Origin of the sequence: Herbaspirillum sp. CF444, from assembly GCF_000282135.1 — a bacterium.
Taxonomy (GTDB): Bacteria; Pseudomonadota; Gammaproteobacteria; order Burkholderiales; family Burkholderiaceae_D; genus Herbaspirillum.
Genome location: NZ_AKJW01000011.1, coordinates 1 through 18,151 on the forward strand (window position 1 = coordinate 1; position 18,151 = coordinate 18,151).

Genomic DNA, 18,151 nt, shown 5'->3' on the forward strand with positions numbered 1-18,151 from the left:
CAGCGGCCGCTACCGTGGTTGCCGCCCCGACGCACGCCGTCGACACGATGGCGCGGGACGCCGAGATGCCTGTCAGCGCCGACATCTACGTGCTCAATGCCGGCCAGGTGCTGGCGGCGCCGTATCTGCCGCGCTTGTGGGAGGCGCTAGGCCTGCTGCACGAGGGGCGTTTCAAGGACGAGGCCGCCGCCCAGCGTGCGGTGCATCTGTTGCAATTCCTGGTGTTCGAACAGACCGCGACGCCGGAATATCAACTGGCGTTGAACAAACTGCTGTGCGGCGTGCGCTCGCAAGTGCCGATGGTGCGCGAGATCGAGATCACGACGCATGAAGTGGAGATCGTGGAACAGTTGCTGTCGGCCATGATCGCGCACTGGAAAATCATCGGCAGTACTTCGCTGCGTGGTTTGCGCGAGACCTTTTTGCAGCGTCCCGGTCATCTGCAATTGAAGGACGACGCCTGGCATCTGCGGGTGCAGGAAGGGACCTTCGACATGTTGCTGGATCAGTTGCCGTGGAGTTTTTCGATCATCCGCTATGCGTGGATGGAGAGGCCGGTGCATGTCAACTGGCGCTAACAAGATGAAGATCAGGAAGATGACGGTAAACGGGGAGGCGAGATGGACGCATTGACCGCCAATGCACGCAGTCTGGAACGCGAAGTCGCCTGGTTCAGCGAAGTGCTGACCACGCGCTTCCATGCCTATTTCATGCATGAAGGCGGACCGTACGACATCCACGCCCATGTGCCGCCCGACGTCGCACAGGATGCATCGCCGTTCGCCGCTGCGATCCGCGAGCACAATATGGGCTTTGACGAACGCATTGTGCTGATCCTCACCTTGCTGCCGCATATACGGCCGCAAGCGCTGGACCTGTTGTTGACCGCGAATAAGAATACCGAGCGCAGCTATACCGAATTCGGCGGCTGGAAAGGCAAAAACCATGCTGGCGTGTTGCCGACTTGCGAAACCGCCGTCTTCATCCTCGCGGGCGACGACCTGGCGCGACGCTTTGCCGTGCTGGAGTTGTTCGACGCCGAGCATTTTTTTACGCGCCAGTCGATTCTCCGGATGGAGCAAAAGGCCGATGGCGAACCTTTCCTGAGCGCGGCGCTGACGATAGAAAGCGATTTTTTCGATCGCTGCACCTCCGGCCAGCAGCACAAACCGGATTACAGCGCCGGTTTCCCGGCCAAGCGCATCACCACGCAATTGAGCTGGGACGATCTGGTGTTGGCGCCTGAAGTGTTCGAGGAGATCGAAAATATCCGTATCTGGCTCAAGGGCGGTGCCGCCGTCATGCAACGCTGGCATCTCGACAAGAGCGTGAAGCCCGGATATCGCAGCCTGTTTTACGGTCCTCCCGGGACTGGCAAAACCTTGACGGCGACCTTGCTCGGTCAGGCGGCGATGGTTGATGTATATCGCATCGACCTGTCCAAGATCGTTTCCAAATACATCGGCGAGACCGAGAAAAACATGGCCAATGTGTTCGACCAGGCGCAAAACAAGAACTGGATATTGTTCTTCGATGAAGCCGACGCCTTGTTCGGCAAGCGTACGGAAGGCAGCACTTCCAACGACCGTCATGCCAATCAGGAAATTTCGTATCTGTTGCAACGCATTGAAGATTTTCCGGGCGTGGTGATTTTGGCGAGCAACCTGAAAAGCAATATCGACGAGGCGTTTGCGCGGCGTTTCCAGACCGCGATTTATTTTCCGCTGCCGGACGGCTTGCAACGGTTGCGGCTCTGGAAGAATATTTTTCCGCAACGCCGCCACCTGGCGCCGGATGTGAACCTGGAAGACCTGGCGGAAGAAAACATCCTCTCCGGCGGCGCCTTGATCAACGTCGTCCGCTATGCCGCGATGCGTGCAGAACGGCAGGGACGCGATGCGATTTGCAAGGAAGATCTTCTGCGCGGCATCAAGAAGGAATTCATCAAGGAAGGGCGGACGATCTGATATGAGGACTGCTTCGATAGCTTGCTCCATGCGCGTAACCGTGCTGCAGTGCGTGCTGGCGCTGACCGGCTTGCTGCTGACGCCGCAGAATGGCAGTGCAGAAGTCTCGGCCGAGACCCCTGCAGAAACCCCGGCGGAAAACGCATCGGCGCCCGAGATGCTTGCACCGTCGGTGCCCCCCGCATCGAAAAAGCTGCGGGCGGCGCCTGCCGTATCTGCACCCATATCTGCACCTGTATCTGTACCGGAAGCAGCACCGGTGCCTGGCGCGTTGATGACGCCCGAGGCGGCCAAGGCGATTGTCGGCAAGGTCAGGGTGAGCAAGACCGACGGGGAAGGTCCTGCGGCCCGGTTGCTGTCGTACGATGTATTGAAAAAATTCACGCCCGCGCTACGCCAGCAAATCCAGCAAGCCTTGCTGGAAATCTATGCCGAAGACGCCGCCTACATGCAAGCCTATCGCGAAAGCACGGCACCGCTGTCGGACAATGTGGTCGGTCCGATCACATTGTCATGGCTGAACCGCTTCTGGTTCGATTTCAAAATGGAGCCGGTGGGCAACCTGACCAATGCATCTGTCCAGGCTTTGCTGCATTTTGCCGCGACCGTCAAGGCGCACCCCGAATGGAAGGTGGATCTGATCAGTGCGGATCTGGGACGCTGGATCGATGGCTTCGAGCCCGAAGACCGGGCGCGCTATTATCAGATTCGCCTCGCCGGCACCGACGAGCAGATCATCGCCATGCTGCGCTTGTATCACTACGAGACCGACAACACGCGCCAGCCGCCGCCGGACCAGGATCGCGCCTTGCTGACGATCTACAGCTACAGCCTGACGGCGACCGACATCAGATTGCTGGCGTCGAAATCGCAAGTCATCGCCAAATTGTCCGCCTTGCAGGATGTGGTGTATATCAACCAGCCGCTGTTCGATGCGGCGGTGCTCGGCGCGCTCAAGGATCTCGGATCGCAGGCGGCTTCTTATCTGCCTGCCGCCAGGGACGCCGCGCTCGAGAAAAGCTATCGATTGACGCTGTCCTCGCTGCAGATGCTAAGGGAAGGCAACATCGTGCCGGAAACGGTCATCGGCGAGCTTGAAAAACTCACCGGCGCCTATCCCGATCAAGCGATGTTCATGGAAGCCGTGATCGATGCCACCGCCCAGGTCAACGAGCCGATCGATCAATACATGCCGGACATCCTCAACGCCGCCGAGACCAGCACTTCGTACATCCTGACCGCGCGCGCGTTGGCCGAGCTGAGCGCGAATCGCAAGAACGATTCGGTGCCGCAGGTGATCTTGGACATGATCAAAGGCCTGCAAGGACTCGAATATGCGCAGCAATGGCTGTTCGACAAGGCCGTCATGGCGCGTCTGCGTAATGGCGTCGGCGCTTGCCAGAGCGGCATACCAGAAAACGTCGCCGACCGGCGCAAGGTCTCCGCAGAGCAGATGAAGCAGCTCGAGAGCGCGCTGAAAGACCCGGCGCTGTTTGAAAAACTGGACAAGCTGTGGCACGGAACATCCTGCAGTCCCGATGAAACGATTGCCATGAATCAGCAGATCGAAGCCTTGTACGTCAAGTACCGGGCCTCGATACGCGAAAGCGCGCGCAAGAAACCGGCTTACGACCCCAACAAACACGTGCAGTGGAACGGCGACGGCTGCGGTTGCGTGCTCGACCGGCTGGTGGGAGAAGTGTATGGCTTCTATCCGTTCTGGTTTGCCGGCACCCCGCAAAAGGTGAATTTCAGCACCTTGTCGCGGGTCGCTTATTACGGCCCGACGTTCGACGATACCGGCATTTTGAGGCAGGCGAACGACGGCCGCGATTTCGTTGCAGCAGCCGAAAACGGCGACCTGGCGCAACACGATTTCGTCAACATCGCGCGCGATCACCAGACCGCGGTGGATTGGGTGGTCCAGCGCAACGACTGGCGCTCCTGGCAAAAAATGGACAAGGGGCGCAAGGAACAGATACTCGAACGCCTGGCGACCAGCATCGTGCGCCTGATGTCGATCCGGCTGCATAGCTGGACCGCAACCGTGTCCAATCACCTGCCATTCGGCGCACGCTTCGTGCCGACCAATGGCGACGGTGTCACGCTGTTCTTCGACGACTATCCGGACGACGAGGTGTCGGTCGGGGTGTTCAACAAGTTCGTCGATACGCTGCGCAGCCGTTTGCGCGGCGCCAGGGCGGGCGACATCATCAACGTGATGATGCGTCATTCGGCCTTGGGCAAGGGCATCTACGACTATCCCAATCTGTATGGACTGATCGCCGCGAGCGATGCCAACCCAAGGAAGGACTTGCTGGCCCAGGTCGAGCGCGACAGCAACATGCGGCCGCATTTCCTGGTGCTGCTGGAAGAACAGACGACCGATTCCAAGAAACAATTGCGGCTGCGCATGGAAGGACCGCTGCACGGCGAGCGGCGCGAAATGGTGTTGCGACAAATCGTGCCGGTGATCACCTTCGACCACGACAACTGGCAGCAACTGCAGGACGACATCATTTACTTCAAGGACAACTTCGGCGGCATCGGCTTCTGGCCGATGCCGATGACGCCTCCGGCCGCCGCGGCTGAGGCGGTCGGAGGCGCCGCCAAGGATGGGCCTGCGGTACTGGTCGACTTCGCCGGCGTGCAGCAATGCGACGTCAGCAGGGACGTGAGCCAATGCCTGGTCGATTTCTACCAGACGGTGCCTGGAGCCGAAGCCTCGCCGGTCTGCAAGACGGTGTGCGAAAACCTGTACGCCTTCCGTCTTGCGGCCAAACTGGCGGTGCTGTTGCTGATCGCTTGCGTCGCCCTGTATTACTGGTCCTGCATGTGGCGCGAACGGATGGCGCGTTGCTACCATGCCCCGACCGTGGCGATCGCCGCCGTCTGGAGCTTGCTGGCGCTGGCCTTGCTGTTTTGCGATCCGTTCCTGCGATGGCTGGCGCGCGGTTACATGATTCCGATTTTCCTGGTGCTGTTTATCTGCGCGCTGATTGCCTGGTATCAGTACCGCTTGAAGGAGCGTGACGAGCAGCCGTAATGGACGCTGTGCATGGGGCGTGGATTGAGAAGGGCAATGCGACATGGAGTATCAGAGCAAGCCGGGGCCGGGCGCGAGCGACAGAGCGACAGACAAGGCGACCGACAGCGCAGGGGAGACCCACGCCGACGGCAGCTCTGCGCGCGCGGCGTCGTTTGTCGATGTGCGGCCGGTCATGGCAAGGGATCGCCAACTGATGCAGATGATGCGTGCCAATGCCGATACCCATGTCGATGTCCGCAAGCAAGCCGCCGCGCCGCCGGCCGCAGCAAAACCGGTATTGCAGCCCAAGCAGATGAGCAGGCTGTCGTCGTCGCGGAGTCCGATACAGCTGGCAACAAAGGTCACGGGTGCCAAGGTCGGCGGCGTTGCTTCGGAAGCGACCCACACGGAAGGATATTTTGCGATAGATCCGGACCGGCAGCGGGGCGTCTATGCCGAGGTCGGCACCAAGATGACTGCGACACTGTACAAGCAGAGCCCACTCAAGGGTTCGCCGGTCGGCAATCAGTGGCTGTGGATGGATGCATTGAAAAAACGTGCGAATACCACGGTGATCCGAGGGCATTTGCTGAATCATGATCTGGGCGGAAGAGGACTTCCTTACAACCTGTTTCCGATTTCGAATGCCGCCAATCAGGAGCATTCCAACAAGGTTGAACAAAGAGTGAAGGGCTTGTTGTATGGAGGTGCTCCAATAGAATTGGACACCAAAAATATTCCCCTGACCTATGAGGTCGAGGTGACAAATCGCGACGATAAAGCGTTAAAGGCGACATTTCATTGCACATGGTCCTATCTCGATAAAAAGGAATCGCATGACGTGCACTCGGATCTGAACGTGAAGGCGAAATTTTCAATGGCAGGACCGGTAGATGAAAAAACTGGAAAGCCGATACCGAAGATCGTTCCGCCGGATGCCTGGAAAAAAGGTCAAAACGAGAAAATTACCGACCAAAAATCCATAAACGTGAAAGTGAATAGGAAAGATCCCCGTTTCAGAAATGGCGGGAAGCTGAGGGCAGGAGGGCTGATGAGTGTGCATATCGAGGGCGTTGTAGAGGGCTCTGATTATGTCAAGACCCCTTACTGGCAGCGTCAACTGGGCAGCATGGATTTCAGTCAAAAATACGTGACCGCGATAGGTAAGTGGGTGGCAAAAAAGGAGGACGAGAAGATAGGACGGGTCGAAATAAATGATGCGCTTGATTTTGCAGTCGATCAGATAGACCCTGTAGAACGCCGGGCGCCAACGGCGGTAAAGAAGCGGGGAAAGGGCACTTTGTCCGGAAAATACAAGGACAAAATTGCGCAGGGGCCAAGGAGAACCACCAGAATCATCATGCGGTCTTTCCCGCCAACAGCGGGAGATGCAAAATATGTGCGCCCACAGGGCAAGTCAGGCAAGACCGGCAAGGCGGGCGCTGCGAAGCGTCCCCCAAAACCGGTGTTGGATGCCAGGCAGCACATCGTTCACCTTGAATCGATAAGAAAACAAAGGAAGGAGCAGGAAGAACAGTATATGTCAGACATTGACGAGGCCATAAAATCCATACTGGCGAAGGCGGAGGAGGCATTGGCAAACAAGAGTTGAAATAGTGTGATGCGCAAGTAACTGCACCGCTCAAAAGACAATGCAATGGTCAAAAAGATGAAAAAAATGGTCTACATGCTGGAACGCGATCAGCTGTTTCGCAAGTCCCTGCTGTGGGAATTGCAGAGCCGGTATTTCAGCGAGCGCGGCGTGCAAGCCTGGCGCGACGAAGAAGTGCCGCACTACATCACCAGCAACCCGACCATCGCGCGCGCCTATGCCGAAACGGTGTTTGCGTTTTACCAGGACCGGCAGCGCCTGTCGGCCAGTACCGAGGCGCTGACCATCTGCGAACTCGGCGCCGGCTCGGGGCGCTTTGCGTTTTATTTCCTGTCGCATCTGATGACGCTGTGCGCTTCGTCCGGCGTGGCGCTGACGGCGTTTCGCTACGTTCTGACCGATTTCACGCAAAGCAACCTGGATGCGTGGCGCGTGCATCCGCGCTTCCAGCCATGGTTTGCGAGCGGTTTGCTGGAGGTGGCGCTGTTCGACGCGAATCACACGCACACGCTGGAATTGCAAGTCGGCGGCGGCGCCGTGGCGGCCGGCGGCCTGGAACAGCCGCTGGTGGTGGTGGCCAATTATTTGTTCGACGGCGTGCCGCAAGACCTGTTTTATTTTCAGGATGGCGCGGCGCACGATTGCCTGGTTTCGCTGCACACCGAGGCAGATCCGCAACAGATGGATGCAGCCGATCTGCTTGAGAACATCCACGTCGACTACGGCTATCGGCCGTTGACGCAAAAACCGTATGGCGACGCGATCCTGCTGCAATTATTTGCGCAATATCGCGCGCAGTTGCAAGCGGCCCATGTCTTGTTTCCGGCCACCGGCCTGCAGTGCCTGACGCGCTTGCGCGCCTTGTCGCGCAACGGCCTCATGCTGTTGTCGGCCGACAAGGGCCAATGCGAGCTGGCGACGGTGGCGCTGCGCGATCCGCCGGCGCTGACGCGGCACGGTTCATTTTCGTTGAGCGTCAATTACCACGCCTTGCTGGAATGGGCCGAGATCGGCGGCGGCTTTACGCTGCGGCCGCAAAACCGTCATCGCAGCCTGGCCGTCGTCGCGCTGCTGCTGGTGGAGCGCGCATCCGAACATGATGCGACCTGCGCCGCATATGGCCGGCATATCGCCGGCTTCGGTCCCGATGACTTCTACACGATTGCCAGCTTGCTGTATCGCGGCATGGAAGTCATGAGCATCGACGAGATCCTGGCTTACATGCGACTCAATCACGCCGACGCCCATCAACTGGCCAGGCTCATGCCGCGCCTGACGGAACTGGCGCCGAAGTTGGACGATGGCCAGGTCGAGGCGCTCAAGACGATGCTGGCGCAGAGTTGGGCGATGTATTTCCCGTTGGGCGAGGAGCGCGACCTGGCGTTCGAGATCGGCTGCCTGCTGTACGAGCTCGACGAGTTCGAGGCGGCGCTGACGTACTTTGCGCGCACCGAGGAAATCTACGGCCGCGATGCCGGGGTCTGGTACAACATGGCGGCTTGCCATCAGCAACTCGGGCAATTTCAACAGGCGCGGGCGCTGCTTGAAAATACGCTGAACGTGATGCCGGACAATGCGGGCGCGCGGGCGTTGCTGGAGCAGATGGCGGAGCGCTGAAAAATCATTTTTGCCCCGCCGTGGCTGTTGATTGCCATCAACGATCCCGGCGGCTGCGGCGAGGAATCCCCGGCCCGTGCGACAGGCACAAGCACGGGGCGCCCATGTCGGCTGCTTACGTCAGCTTGAATGGCAATTGGCGCAGGGGCTTTCCGGTCAGGTGCGCAATGGCGTTGGCAAATGCCGGCGCTAGCGGCGGCAGGCCGGGTTCGCCCATCCCGGTCGGCGGATCCGCACTCGGCACGATGTTCACGCTGAATACCGGAACGTCGGTAATACGCGCCACAGTGAAGTCGCCGAAGTTGCTTTGCTCCACCACGCCATCTTTGAGCGTAATGGCTGCGCCCGGCAAGCACATGGACATCCCCATGATTGCCGCACCTTGCACCTGCGCTTCCAGCGTGCGTGGATTGACGGCGAGATTGCAGTGCACGCCGGCGGTCACGCGATGCAACACCGGCTGACCATCTTGCACCGAGGCCTCCACGACATACGCCACGACGGAACTGAAAGCCTCGTGTACGGCAACGCCCCAGGCTCGCCCGGCAGGCAGTTGCTGCTTGCCGTAGCCGCTCTTGTCCACTGCCAGTTGCAGGGCTGCCCGGTGGCGAGGGTGCTTGTCGCCGAAGAGCTGCATGCGGTAGGCGACCGGATCCTGCCCGGTGTTGCGCGCGATCTCGTCGATCAAGGTTTCCATCACGAACGCCGTGTGCGTGGAACCCACGCTACGCCACCACAGTACCGGCACATTGAGCTTGGGATGGTGCACCGTCAGGCGCATTGGAATGGGATAGGGGTCGCGCATGCCTTCCGTCGCCGTGCCGTCTATGCCGTTCTTGACCTGAAACTGTTCAAAGACCGATCCGGCAGTGATGGATTGACCGACGATGACATGGTCCCAGGCCAGCACTTTGCCGCGTTCATCGAAGCCGATGCGGGCGCGGTGCAGATGCATGGGACGGTAGTAGCCGCCATGCATGTCGTCCTCGCGGCTCCAGAGCGTGCGCACCGGCACGTTGAAACCTGCAGCGCGCGCTGCCTTCGCGATTTCGCACGCTTCGACGACAAAGTCGCTGCCGCTTGAGAAACGGCGACCGAAACCGCCGCCGGCCATTTGCACGTGGACGTCGACTTGTTCCGGCTTCACCCCGAATACGCGAGCGACTGCAGCACCATCCAGCCCGGGGCACTGGGATCCGGTCCATATTTCGACGCGTCCATCGCTATTGATTGCGACAGTGCAGTTCAATGGTTCCATGGCGGCGTGCGCCAGGTAGGGAAAGACATACTCGGCGTCCAACTGGTGCGGTGCTGTTGCCAACGGCGCCATGTCGGCGTCGAATTTGCGTGGGCCGGGCTGGGTGGCAAGGGTACGATATTGCGCGAGCTGCTTTTCGCTATCGACTTTTTCGACGGCCGAAGTATTCCACTCCAGCTTCAGCGCGTCGCGTCCCTGTTTGGCCGGCCAGTAACCGTCGGCGATGACCGCCACGCCTTCGGCGCCCCGGTCCAGCGGCACGCGCACCACGGCTTTGACACCTTTTACGGCACGCGTCGCGCTGTCGTCCACGGAAGCCAGGCGAGCACCGAACATCGGTGGACGCGCCACTACGGCAGTCAATTGACCGGGCAGGCGAGTGTCAATGCCGAATTGTTGCCGGCCGCTGCTTTTGTCGCGTGCGTCCAGGCGTGTCGTCGGGCGTCCGATGATGCGGAAATCCCTGGGATCTTTCAGCATCACTTTTTCGGGCACGGGAAAAGCCATCGCCGTTTCCGCCAGTTCGCCGTAGCTCAGCTTGCGACCTCCCGGTCCCAGCACCCAACCGGTTTCCGTGCGCAACGTGCTCGTATCGACGTTCCAGCGCGCTGCTGCGGCACCGAGCAACATGGCGCGGGCGCGGGCGCCGAGTTCGCGATATTGCGTGAAACTGTTTTTGACCGAATTCGAGCCGCCGGTAAGATGAATTCCGAATAGCGGATCAATATACGCCGGGTCGTTCGAACCGTGCCGGGCACGCACCAGCGTCCAATCCGCATCCAGCTCTTCGGCCAGGATCATGGGCAATGCCGTTTGCACTCCCTGGCCGAACTCCAGTCGATTGACGGCCACCATTACCTCGCCATCGGGCGTAATGTGCACGAAGGCCGCAGGTTGCTGGGTCGGCTTGAGTGCGTTGCCGGTCTGTCCCATGGCCAGGTGAGGGAAGGCGCCGAGAGCCAGCCCTATCGAACCGGCAAGTTTGAGGAAAGTGCGGCGCCGCAAGAGCGGGGCCGCATCGTTTTGCTCTCGCTCCAGCAGATGCTGCAAGGCGCGCGGCATGTCGCGGTAATCTACATTGGGCAACATGGCAACTCCTTCAGGCGAGGGCTTTGGCGGCATCGGCCACCGCGGCGCGAATGCGGACATAGGTACCACAGCGGCAAATGTTGCCGGCCATGGCGGCGTCGATATCGGCGACGCTGGGCTGGGTGCCGCGGGGCAGGGATTTCAGGAACCCGGTTGCGCTCATGATCTGGCCGCTTTGACAATAGCCGCACTGCGCCACGTCATGCTTGAGCCAGGCGGCATGCACTGCTGCACCGACAGGATCGCTGCCGTCAGTCGTGGCTTCGATCGTCGCGATTTTCTTGCCTTCGGCAGCCGAAATCGGCGTAATGCACGAGCGGATGGCCTGACCATCCAGATGCACTGTGCAGGCGCCGCACAAAGCGGCTCCGCATCCGAACTTGGTGCCGGTCATGCCAAGGTTGTCGCGCAAGGCCCAGAGGATAGGGGTGCTGGGATCGGCGTCGACGGTGTGTTGGCGACCGTTGATGTTGAGCGTACTCATGGCTGGCTATTCTCCTGGGTGAGTGAGGAAGGAGGGTGGCTAATTGCGGTTGTCTGAAATCCGATGCCGGGTGCTTGGGGGGGAAACTCCGACAAGCTTGAACAGATGGATGCGACTCTCTTCAAACCATGAAAGTATGCTCCTCCGTCCACGAAATGTTCTTGCCGGTTTTGACTTATCTCTTGCCTATTCCAACAAATTTTTCGCTGAATCGGGTTAAACGCTCGACATTGCTTTCAGGAAGCTTTCAGCCGTTTGATGTCTCGTTGTGACCGTGAGCCAGACAAGTGCTTGAACAGCCCCCCTGATTCTGAGAGCCGCATTGGAAGGGCAAGGATTGGCATTTTAAAGGCCATGCGCAGCACGCGCATGTTCATTTCAGATGTCCCCTGAAGAAGGCCAGCACCTGAGCGTTGAAATCGCGATGAAAAGCTGCGCGGTCGAATCCGGGCCGGTCGCCGCAGATCTCCGGTTTCGACTCGCGCAGCGCGGGCGAGCAAGGCGGAATGAAACCAAAGTGCGTGGCGTTTTCCGCCAACCGCCAATCCGGAGCGACGGGCAGGTTGCGGCGAACCTCGGCCACGCTTTCGGGCGTGACGCCATCGCCGCCGTAGGCGGAGCTCCACAGCTGAATCGGAATGCTCACGTTCTTCAGACCTGCGGCGTCGAAAATCATGCTGAGCGGGTCGACGATCACGGCCGCCCGGATGCGGTTGTCATGAGTCAGCGGAAACGTGAGGAGTTCCTGGAATCTCTGCCTGACAAGTCCGCATGCCGGGCTTTCCGGCGCCGACATGCATGGAGATGACGGCGACAGCGGAAGGCGCTGGAAATCCGGCCGCGCGCCGGCGAGCACCAGGCCCGTGTAGCCGCCCCTTGAGAAACCGTAGAAGCCGATCTTGTCGGCGGCAAGCGAGATATGCCCCTCCCATTGCTGAAGCATGTAGTCGATCAGCCGCTTGATGTCGGTCGTCCGCGTCGCGAGTGCCGATAACTTGTCGTTCGGGCCGCCGCGAATCTGATAGTTGTCGTCCGAATGGTTGATGGCGGCGACCACAAAACCCGCATTGGCCAGCGCATCCGCGGTGTCGCGCTGGTTGAAGAAGGAGCCTCCATAGCCATGAGAGATCACGACCAGCGGCAGTTGCGTTCCGGAGACCGGACAGTTTTTTACGCCGTCGATGACCAACTGGCCGAGCACGATCTTGTCCGCGGGCGCATCGCAGGGCGTCCACACAACGCCACGCAGCGCGGGGCCGTCCTTGTCTGCCGGCACCTCGATAAACTGGAAGCCTGCGGCATGCGCCAGGCTAGTGCAAAGACAGAGGGTGGCGAGCGAGAGAAAACGGCGCAAGGTCGCAGCAGGTTCGCGCGGCGGCCGCCCTTGATCGCAGGAATTGACGTGCCTGAAAATATCGCGCGCATTCGAGAGTTTTTTCATTTGCATTTCCTTCCGCGGTAATGAGCAGGCCCTAAGGCACGTTCTCGATTCGTCCACTGCCCGAGACGGTCGAATGCAGGGTCGCCGGATGGCCGTACAGTTTCACGGACCCACTGCCGGCGATGGCAATGTTTGCGCTGTCCTGGGCCGCGACCCGCGCGTCGCCGCTCCCGTGCACGACGATCTCCGCGGATCGGGCCGAGAGTTCTTGCAGTTGTGCCGTTCCCGAGCCTGCAACGTTGAGCCCGATGTCCTGCACGGAACCTTTCGCCACGATATGGCCGCTTCCCCTGATGAGAAGCTCCAGCCTTGGCTGATCGATGTCTGACAGGACGAGATCGCCGCTGCCGTTGACTCTCCATCGGGTGATGGAAGGCGCCGTCAGTCGGACCGTAAGATGCGTTGCCGGGATGCAGTCGATTTCATCGTCGAACCCGAGTCTGCCATTGGCAATACGCACATGGCTGATGACAGCCGGATCACCGCTCACTGTCGCCTCGGCTTTGGTGCCAGGCCGATAGCTGACCGGGGTGGGCAAATCGATGTCGAGACTGTCGCGCGACTCGAAAGGAAACGTCACGGTCCCGGATGAAACGCCATCGCTACCGTCCGCTGTGCGATGGCCTGCCCGCGCGCGTTGAAGCCAGCTCAGCCCGCAAGCCCATCGTGTATTCCGAGACCAGGAGGCGCCCTCGACGCCATTTGATCCGATGCGCGAAGCGCCGAACGCAAGGAGGCTGACGGCGATGATCAGGCCGACGATTGCGGCCAGGGTCCGTTTCCCGACGGCGTTCGATTTCCGCGGCGGGACGTCGCTGCCTGGTTCCGGCGCTTCGTTCCGAGCGGGATCAAGCAAGCGGTAATGCAACCGGACATAGCGCCCGAGCAAGCGCACGCCGGCGCCAAGACCGAGCAGCAGCAACGAACCGCCAAACACAAGGCAGGCGACCAACCCGAAACCGACCACCATGCGAATCAGCGCACCAGGGATCGAGCCTCCATGTGCTGAGAATACCGCGCCGAATATCACGTGGACGCCGGCCGCACCGAGCGCCACGAGGCCGGCGCCGATACCGATGGCAACGACCGCGATGACGAGCAGCAGCGGCAGCAGGAAGAAGATGTCGACTGCCGCGAGGCCCGCCAGAGCGAACATGGCCGTCGCGAGGTTGGCAACGCTGCGGTGGGCCTCGAAACGTCGCAAGCCGGTCTCGGCGCGCAGCTCCCGGGCGAGCCGCGCCGGATCGCCGAGCGCCTGCGCAACCTCTGCCTCGCTGCGCCCCGAAGCGCTGGCCTCGTCGAAGTGCGTCTCGTAGTCGGCAAGGATCTCGTCGATCTCTTGTCTGGACAGGCCTGCGAGTCCGGCTCGCAGCGTACGCAAAAATGTCTCGCGGTTCATGCTTGATCTCCGAGAAGTTGATCGACCGCCTCGACGAAGGCGCGCCAGTCGCGTCGATGTGCCGCCAGCGTCGTGTGACCCAGGGGGGTGAGGCGAAAGTATTTGCGCGAAGGCCCGCTGCTCGATTCGACCAGGCGGGTCGCAACCAGCCCATCGTTCTGCATGCGACGCATGAGCGGATAGATCGTGCCTTCGCCCATGCCGACGGCACCGGCGAGCGTGCTCGCGATCTCGTAGCCGTAGCTCTCGCCGCGTGACAGCAGGGCGAGCACGCACAGGTCCAGTGCGCCTTTTTTCAGTTGAATTTGGATCGATTCGGGCATGTTGGCTTGAGGTGGTTTACTAGAGTATATAAAACACTACCTGTTTATGCAAGGTATATAAAATGACTCCGTGATCGAGGGATGCCAAGGCAGTGTGACGTCGAGTGAAAATGCTTGTGCGTCCTGTGATGCGCCCTTTTGCTTGTGGAGCGCTCGTTGAGCACGATCGGATGGATGGCGAAGGCGCGTGGCGATCACATTCGATGATCGCATCGCTTTGGGGGCGATCTTGGACGCGTTGTATGGACCTCGTCGCGCTTAAAACATACCCCGAGGGTAGGGATGCAAGGAAGGCTTGCGGCCGACGGGGTCAAATTTCGGTGCGAATCAACAAATTGACTATGCGGTGGTAAAAAAAACTTCCCGGCGAACCACGGGCATTATCCATGCCACTAAAGAATATCGAGAAAGCAATGCGAGAACGTCGCATTTCTTTCTTCGGGGAGGATAGATCTCGATAAACTTTATTTGGAGTTCGAAATGATCACGAAAGTTGGCACGATTGGAGATGTTTATTATTGCCCAATTGACGATAAGACGTACAAAATCACCCGCGACCATACAGTGATCGAAGACAACGATCCCAAGGACATCAGTGCGGCACACGATACCCGCATCAGCAACTGGAGGGATTTTCACGTTGATGGGCAAGTGAATCCTGCCGGCGATATCGGCGATATTCACGACAATTATCCACCCCACAATGAGCTCTACAATAGTGGCAATACAACTCCCACCAATAGCAATACCAATTACCCAAGCGATATTCCCGCCAACGTTCGCTCCTGGGTAGACCAGGCAGCCGAGGAACTGGCGAAGAACGGCATCCACATGAGCGACCAGGACAAGGTCAACATGGCGATCATCGCGATGCACGAATCGGGCGGAGACCCCAATGCGGTCAACAACACGGACGAGAATGCACGGGAAGGCCACCCCTCGAAGGGACTGGTGCAAACCATCGATTCGACCTTCAACGCATATTCGTTGCCAGGCCATGGCGACATCTTCAACCCAGTGGACAACATCATCGCCGGTTACCGTTATGCGGAAGCTACCTACGGTTCGACCAACACCGTGCCGGGCATCCTGGCGCTCAATAGAGGCGACGGTTACGTAGGTTATTGAAATCAGCCTGTTGAGCAGGGTTGGCGACCGCCGCGCATCGCGGCTCGGTGCGATTCCTACATGTGCCCCCGAGCCCAGGCCGGGGGCACGGATTTGCTTCGGCAAACGCTGGACGGCTGAAAAGCCATCGACTGAAGACAATGTATCTCATTGTGTAAATTCATCAGTCGTTGATTTCATGATGTCGTTTGCCCCTCGTGAACGACGGATACTTCATCTCAATAAGGTATTGAAACCGGACTGCACGCCAGCCTGAGAACAGGTAGCGATAAGTGTCAGCAGTCTCAGCAGGACTGCTGTTTATCGTTTGTTTATCATTTTTTGGAATGCAGTTTGCCACTGTCACTGTCGAGAATGTCGGCAAAGCCGTCAATGCCTTCAATACCGGCAATCCTGACAATTGTTTGATGCCGGGCTTGCTGAATTTCTTCTTCGGCCGGCTTGGCTTGCGTCGCTTGTTGCGGCTGTTTGCTACCATTAGTCGGGTTGTTTGAAGTGGGTTTTTGCATGATGTGCTCCCTGCCGTGAACGATAGAAAGAATAGAAGAAAAAGAATGGAAGAATGAGTGCAGGAACAGGAGCATCGAAAATGATGCTGGACCTTCGCACTGACATTAACAATTAGTATGATCTGACACTTTGTCACGACACCATCAGCCATCGTCCTATACCGCTGTAAGACGAGCGGCAACGAAAACTTCTCTTGCCTGGATTTGAGGCCGTTGCTTATCGGCGTATCCGGGGTATCTGTCTGGAATGAGTTGTTATTAGAGCAAATTTGTGTAACCGACATCGTTCAAAAACACTGCTGCAGTATCACGACCTTGCTCCGGGCCGGGCAACTGATGTACAAGGACACAATTCCATCGTCATGGCTGCCAATACCGTCTTTAATGCCCGCAGGCTCGTCAATCTCGATGCGGGAATCGACGGCGTCGGAGAGATTCCCTCTCGGTGGCGTCAACTGCGGTGGTCATCGCGCCACTCCTCTATTCTTACAAGCGGCAGCGGCGCTGTCCGATTTTCTCGCGGCCTTTGCGGCACTACATTGGCAGCATGTTGTTTGCCGCGATGTCCGGTGTTAACCGGGCTGAGATGCAGACCTGTTTTCGTCAATAAGGAGAATCGCCATGTCGCAGCCGCAATTTCGCCCGCAATTTCGCATGCAGTCACGTCGTTCCGGCGCCATGTTCAAAGTACTCGGTCTGGCGGCGATCAGTGTTGCCGGCCTGGCGCTGGTGATGAGTCATGCGCGCGCCGATGACCTGCCGCATGCCGACAAGAGTTTCATCAACAGCGCTGCAGAAGCAGGAAATTTTGAAGTCAAGGCCAGCAAAATCGCACTGGAAAAGACCGGAAACCCCGACGTCAAGGATTTCGCGACCCTGATGGTCGACGAACATACCACCGTCGGCGACAACCTCAGGAAGCTCGCCGCCAGCAAGAACGTCGAACCGCCCACCGAGCCTGGCATGGCGCAACGCGCCAAGATCGCAGTGCTGGAGAAACTGGAGGGTAGCACCTTCGACAAGCAATACGTCCGCATGATCGGCGTGGCGGCGCACAAGGATGCCGTCAAGCTGTTTCGCAAGAACGCCGGCGAGGCCAAGGATCCGGACGTGAAGGATTTTGCGGCCAAGACGCTACCGAATCTAGAACATCACTTGGCAATGGCAAACGCACTAAAAATCAAAATGGACGCCAAGAAGTAAATATAAGCTGTTAAGGCCAAACCACTTCGACACCTCGGCCACACCTTCCACAGTTCTGGCTATCTATGCTGCGTATCCTCTTTGGCATGCAAAGGCATGTCTCAATGTCCCAGAGGGGAGCAAGGATGGTCAAGGACAGGCGATCAAGCCTGATTAGCTTGCCTGAAAGCGCGAAGGTTCAGAATGAATGCTCGCGTCGTGAGGTAAAGCACAACGCTGTTGAGCAGGTGCCAGAACATATGCGTACCGATGCTGAGGTACTTGCAGACAGCCATATCGGCAGAGCGGAATATCAGCGAAAGGCTGAACACCCCTGCGGCCAGCAACAAGGCCATGGGTTCGTGCTTGCGTGTACGCCAATGATAAATCCCCAGCCCGGCAATGAAGAGCCACGCGGAGCCGTATGACGACAAGGAGCCATTCAGCCATTGCGCGGGCAAGGCGCCGAACCAGTACGTTACAGCGAAGAAGGCAATGACCCAGCCGCCCACTTTCAGCGCTGAGAGCCGCGCAACTTGACACAGGTAGAAAGTCAGGAACAGCACCTGATAAATTGAAATGGGAATGACATCGGCAAACAATGCCCAACGCACTGCAAAGGTATGGAAGAGGAAGCTGCCGATACCGATCACGGCAATCATCAGCGTCAATATCCATGTCGTAATGGAGGTTTTCAAGCCTCGGGACTCGAGCAATCGCCACACGCAATAGGCAGCGAGCAAAAAACCTGCATTCGAAAGGGCATTGACGGGTTCAGCCCAGAAATTCGGGCTGAGTCGTTCACAGTACAGATCCACTGGGGCGAAAAATGATTCGTTCATGGCGTGCGGTAAAAGAAGGCGTTACCCTTCGCAAATTCAAAATGTGATGCAACAGTCCACTGGTAAATCGGTTCAGTGATCTGCCGCTAAGGAGTCGAGCGGACGTTAGCCGGCCTGGTCGTTTTCTCGGTCGATTATTGAGTGTTCTCTCAACTTTGGCAATCTCTGCATTTTGCCCAAAGTGGATACAAGTTTGTGCAAACCAACGACGGCACCAGATAAGGCTGCGTAAGTTACGTCCCGCAGGTCCCAAGTGGTGGTCGGCTCTACGT

Annotated in this window: 14 protein-coding genes; 7 read left to right on the forward strand and 7 right to left on the reverse strand. The window is 58.7% G+C overall.

The genetic code is table 11. The features are described 5' to 3' along the window. The 5 genes from PMI16_RS01890 to PMI16_RS01910 all read left to right on the forward strand — a co-directional run. On the forward strand, positions 1 to 578 hold a 578-nt coding region (locus tag PMI16_RS01890; RefSeq protein WP_007875828.1), incomplete at its 5' end, for a contractile injection system tape measure protein. 42 nt (positions 579 to 620) lie between these two features. After that, positions 621 to 1,967, forward strand: coding sequence for an ATP-binding protein (locus PMI16_RS01895; protein WP_007875831.1), 1,347 nt, complete (start codon positions 621 to 623; stop codon positions 1,965 to 1,967). A 28-nt stretch (positions 1,968 to 1,995) separates the two neighbouring features. After that, complete coding sequence (locus tag PMI16_RS01900; RefSeq protein WP_034378854.1) at positions 1,996 to 5,013, forward strand: hypothetical protein; 3,018 nt, start codon at positions 1,996 to 1,998, stop codon at positions 5,011 to 5,013. Positions 5,014 to 5,056: 43 nt separating this feature from the next. Next, on the forward strand, positions 5,057 to 6,607 hold the full coding sequence (locus PMI16_RS01905) for a hypothetical protein (RefSeq protein WP_007875835.1): 1,551 nt from the start codon (positions 5,057 to 5,059) through the stop codon (positions 6,605 to 6,607). Between the two features lie 45 nt (positions 6,608 to 6,652). Continuing rightward, entirely contained in the window at positions 6,653 to 8,224 is a 1,572-nt protein-coding gene (locus PMI16_RS01910) for a tetratricopeptide repeat protein (protein ID WP_007875837.1), read from the forward strand. A gap of 115 nt (positions 8,225 to 8,339) precedes the next feature. Here the strand turns inward: PMI16_RS01910 and PMI16_RS01915 are convergent, their stop codons facing one another. The 5 genes from PMI16_RS01915 to PMI16_RS01940 all read right to left on the reverse strand — a co-directional run bounded on the left by PMI16_RS01915 (position 8,340) and on the right by PMI16_RS01940 (position 14,206). Further along, a complete protein-coding gene (locus PMI16_RS01915; protein WP_007875838.1) occupies positions 8,340 to 10,571 on the reverse strand; it encodes a xanthine dehydrogenase family protein molybdopterin-binding subunit in 2,232 nt (743 codons plus the stop codon). Positions 10,572 to 10,581: 10 nt separating this feature from the next. Continuing rightward, positions 10,582 to 11,055, reverse strand: a complete 474-nt coding sequence (locus tag PMI16_RS01920) for a (2Fe-2S)-binding protein (RefSeq protein ID WP_007875839.1) — start codon at positions 11,053 to 11,055, stop codon at positions 10,582 to 10,584. 373 nt (positions 11,056 to 11,428) lie between these two features. Beyond that, a complete protein-coding gene (locus tag PMI16_RS01925; protein WP_007875840.1) occupies positions 11,429 to 12,496 on the reverse strand; it encodes an alpha/beta hydrolase family protein in 1,068 nt (355 codons plus the stop codon). A 31-nt stretch (positions 12,497 to 12,527) separates the two neighbouring features. After that, on the reverse strand, positions 12,528 to 13,895 hold the full coding sequence (locus PMI16_RS25135) for a GIN domain-containing protein (protein WP_007875841.1): 1,368 nt from the start codon (positions 13,893 to 13,895) through the stop codon (positions 12,528 to 12,530). Then, entirely contained in the window at positions 13,892 to 14,206 is a 315-nt protein-coding gene (locus PMI16_RS01940; protein WP_202801638.1) for a helix-turn-helix transcriptional regulator, read from the reverse strand. Before PMI16_RS01940 ends, PMI16_RS25135 begins: the two co-directional genes overlap by 4 nt. A gap of 492 nt (positions 14,207 to 14,698) precedes the next feature. On the opposite strand from PMI16_RS01940, the gene PMI16_RS25140 reads away from it, so the two are divergent. Further along, positions 14,699 to 15,346 carry a transglycosylase SLT domain-containing protein gene (locus tag PMI16_RS25140; RefSeq protein WP_007875845.1) on the forward strand — a complete coding sequence of 216 codons (648 nt, stop codon included), beginning with the start codon at positions 14,699 to 14,701 and terminating at the stop codon, positions 15,344 to 15,346. Positions 15,347 to 15,660: 314 nt separating this feature from the next. Here PMI16_RS25140 and PMI16_RS01950 read toward each other — a convergent pair whose 3' ends face one another. Next, positions 15,661 to 15,855: a hypothetical protein gene (locus PMI16_RS01950; RefSeq protein WP_007875847.1), complete on the reverse strand. Its 195-nt coding sequence runs from the start codon at positions 15,853 to 15,855 to the stop codon at positions 15,661 to 15,663. Between the two features lie 621 nt (positions 15,856 to 16,476). Here PMI16_RS01950 and PMI16_RS01955 point away from each other — a divergent pair. Further along, positions 16,477 to 17,058, forward strand: coding sequence for a DUF4142 domain-containing protein (locus PMI16_RS01955; RefSeq protein ID WP_007875849.1), 582 nt, complete (start codon positions 16,477 to 16,479; stop codon positions 17,056 to 17,058). Between the two features lie 143 nt (positions 17,059 to 17,201). Here PMI16_RS01955 and PMI16_RS01960 read toward each other — a convergent pair whose 3' ends face one another. Continuing rightward, a complete protein-coding gene (locus PMI16_RS01960; protein ID WP_007875850.1) occupies positions 17,202 to 17,879 on the reverse strand; it encodes a ceramidase domain-containing protein in 678 nt (225 codons plus the stop codon). Between the last annotated feature and the right edge of the window lie 272 nt (positions 17,880 to 18,151).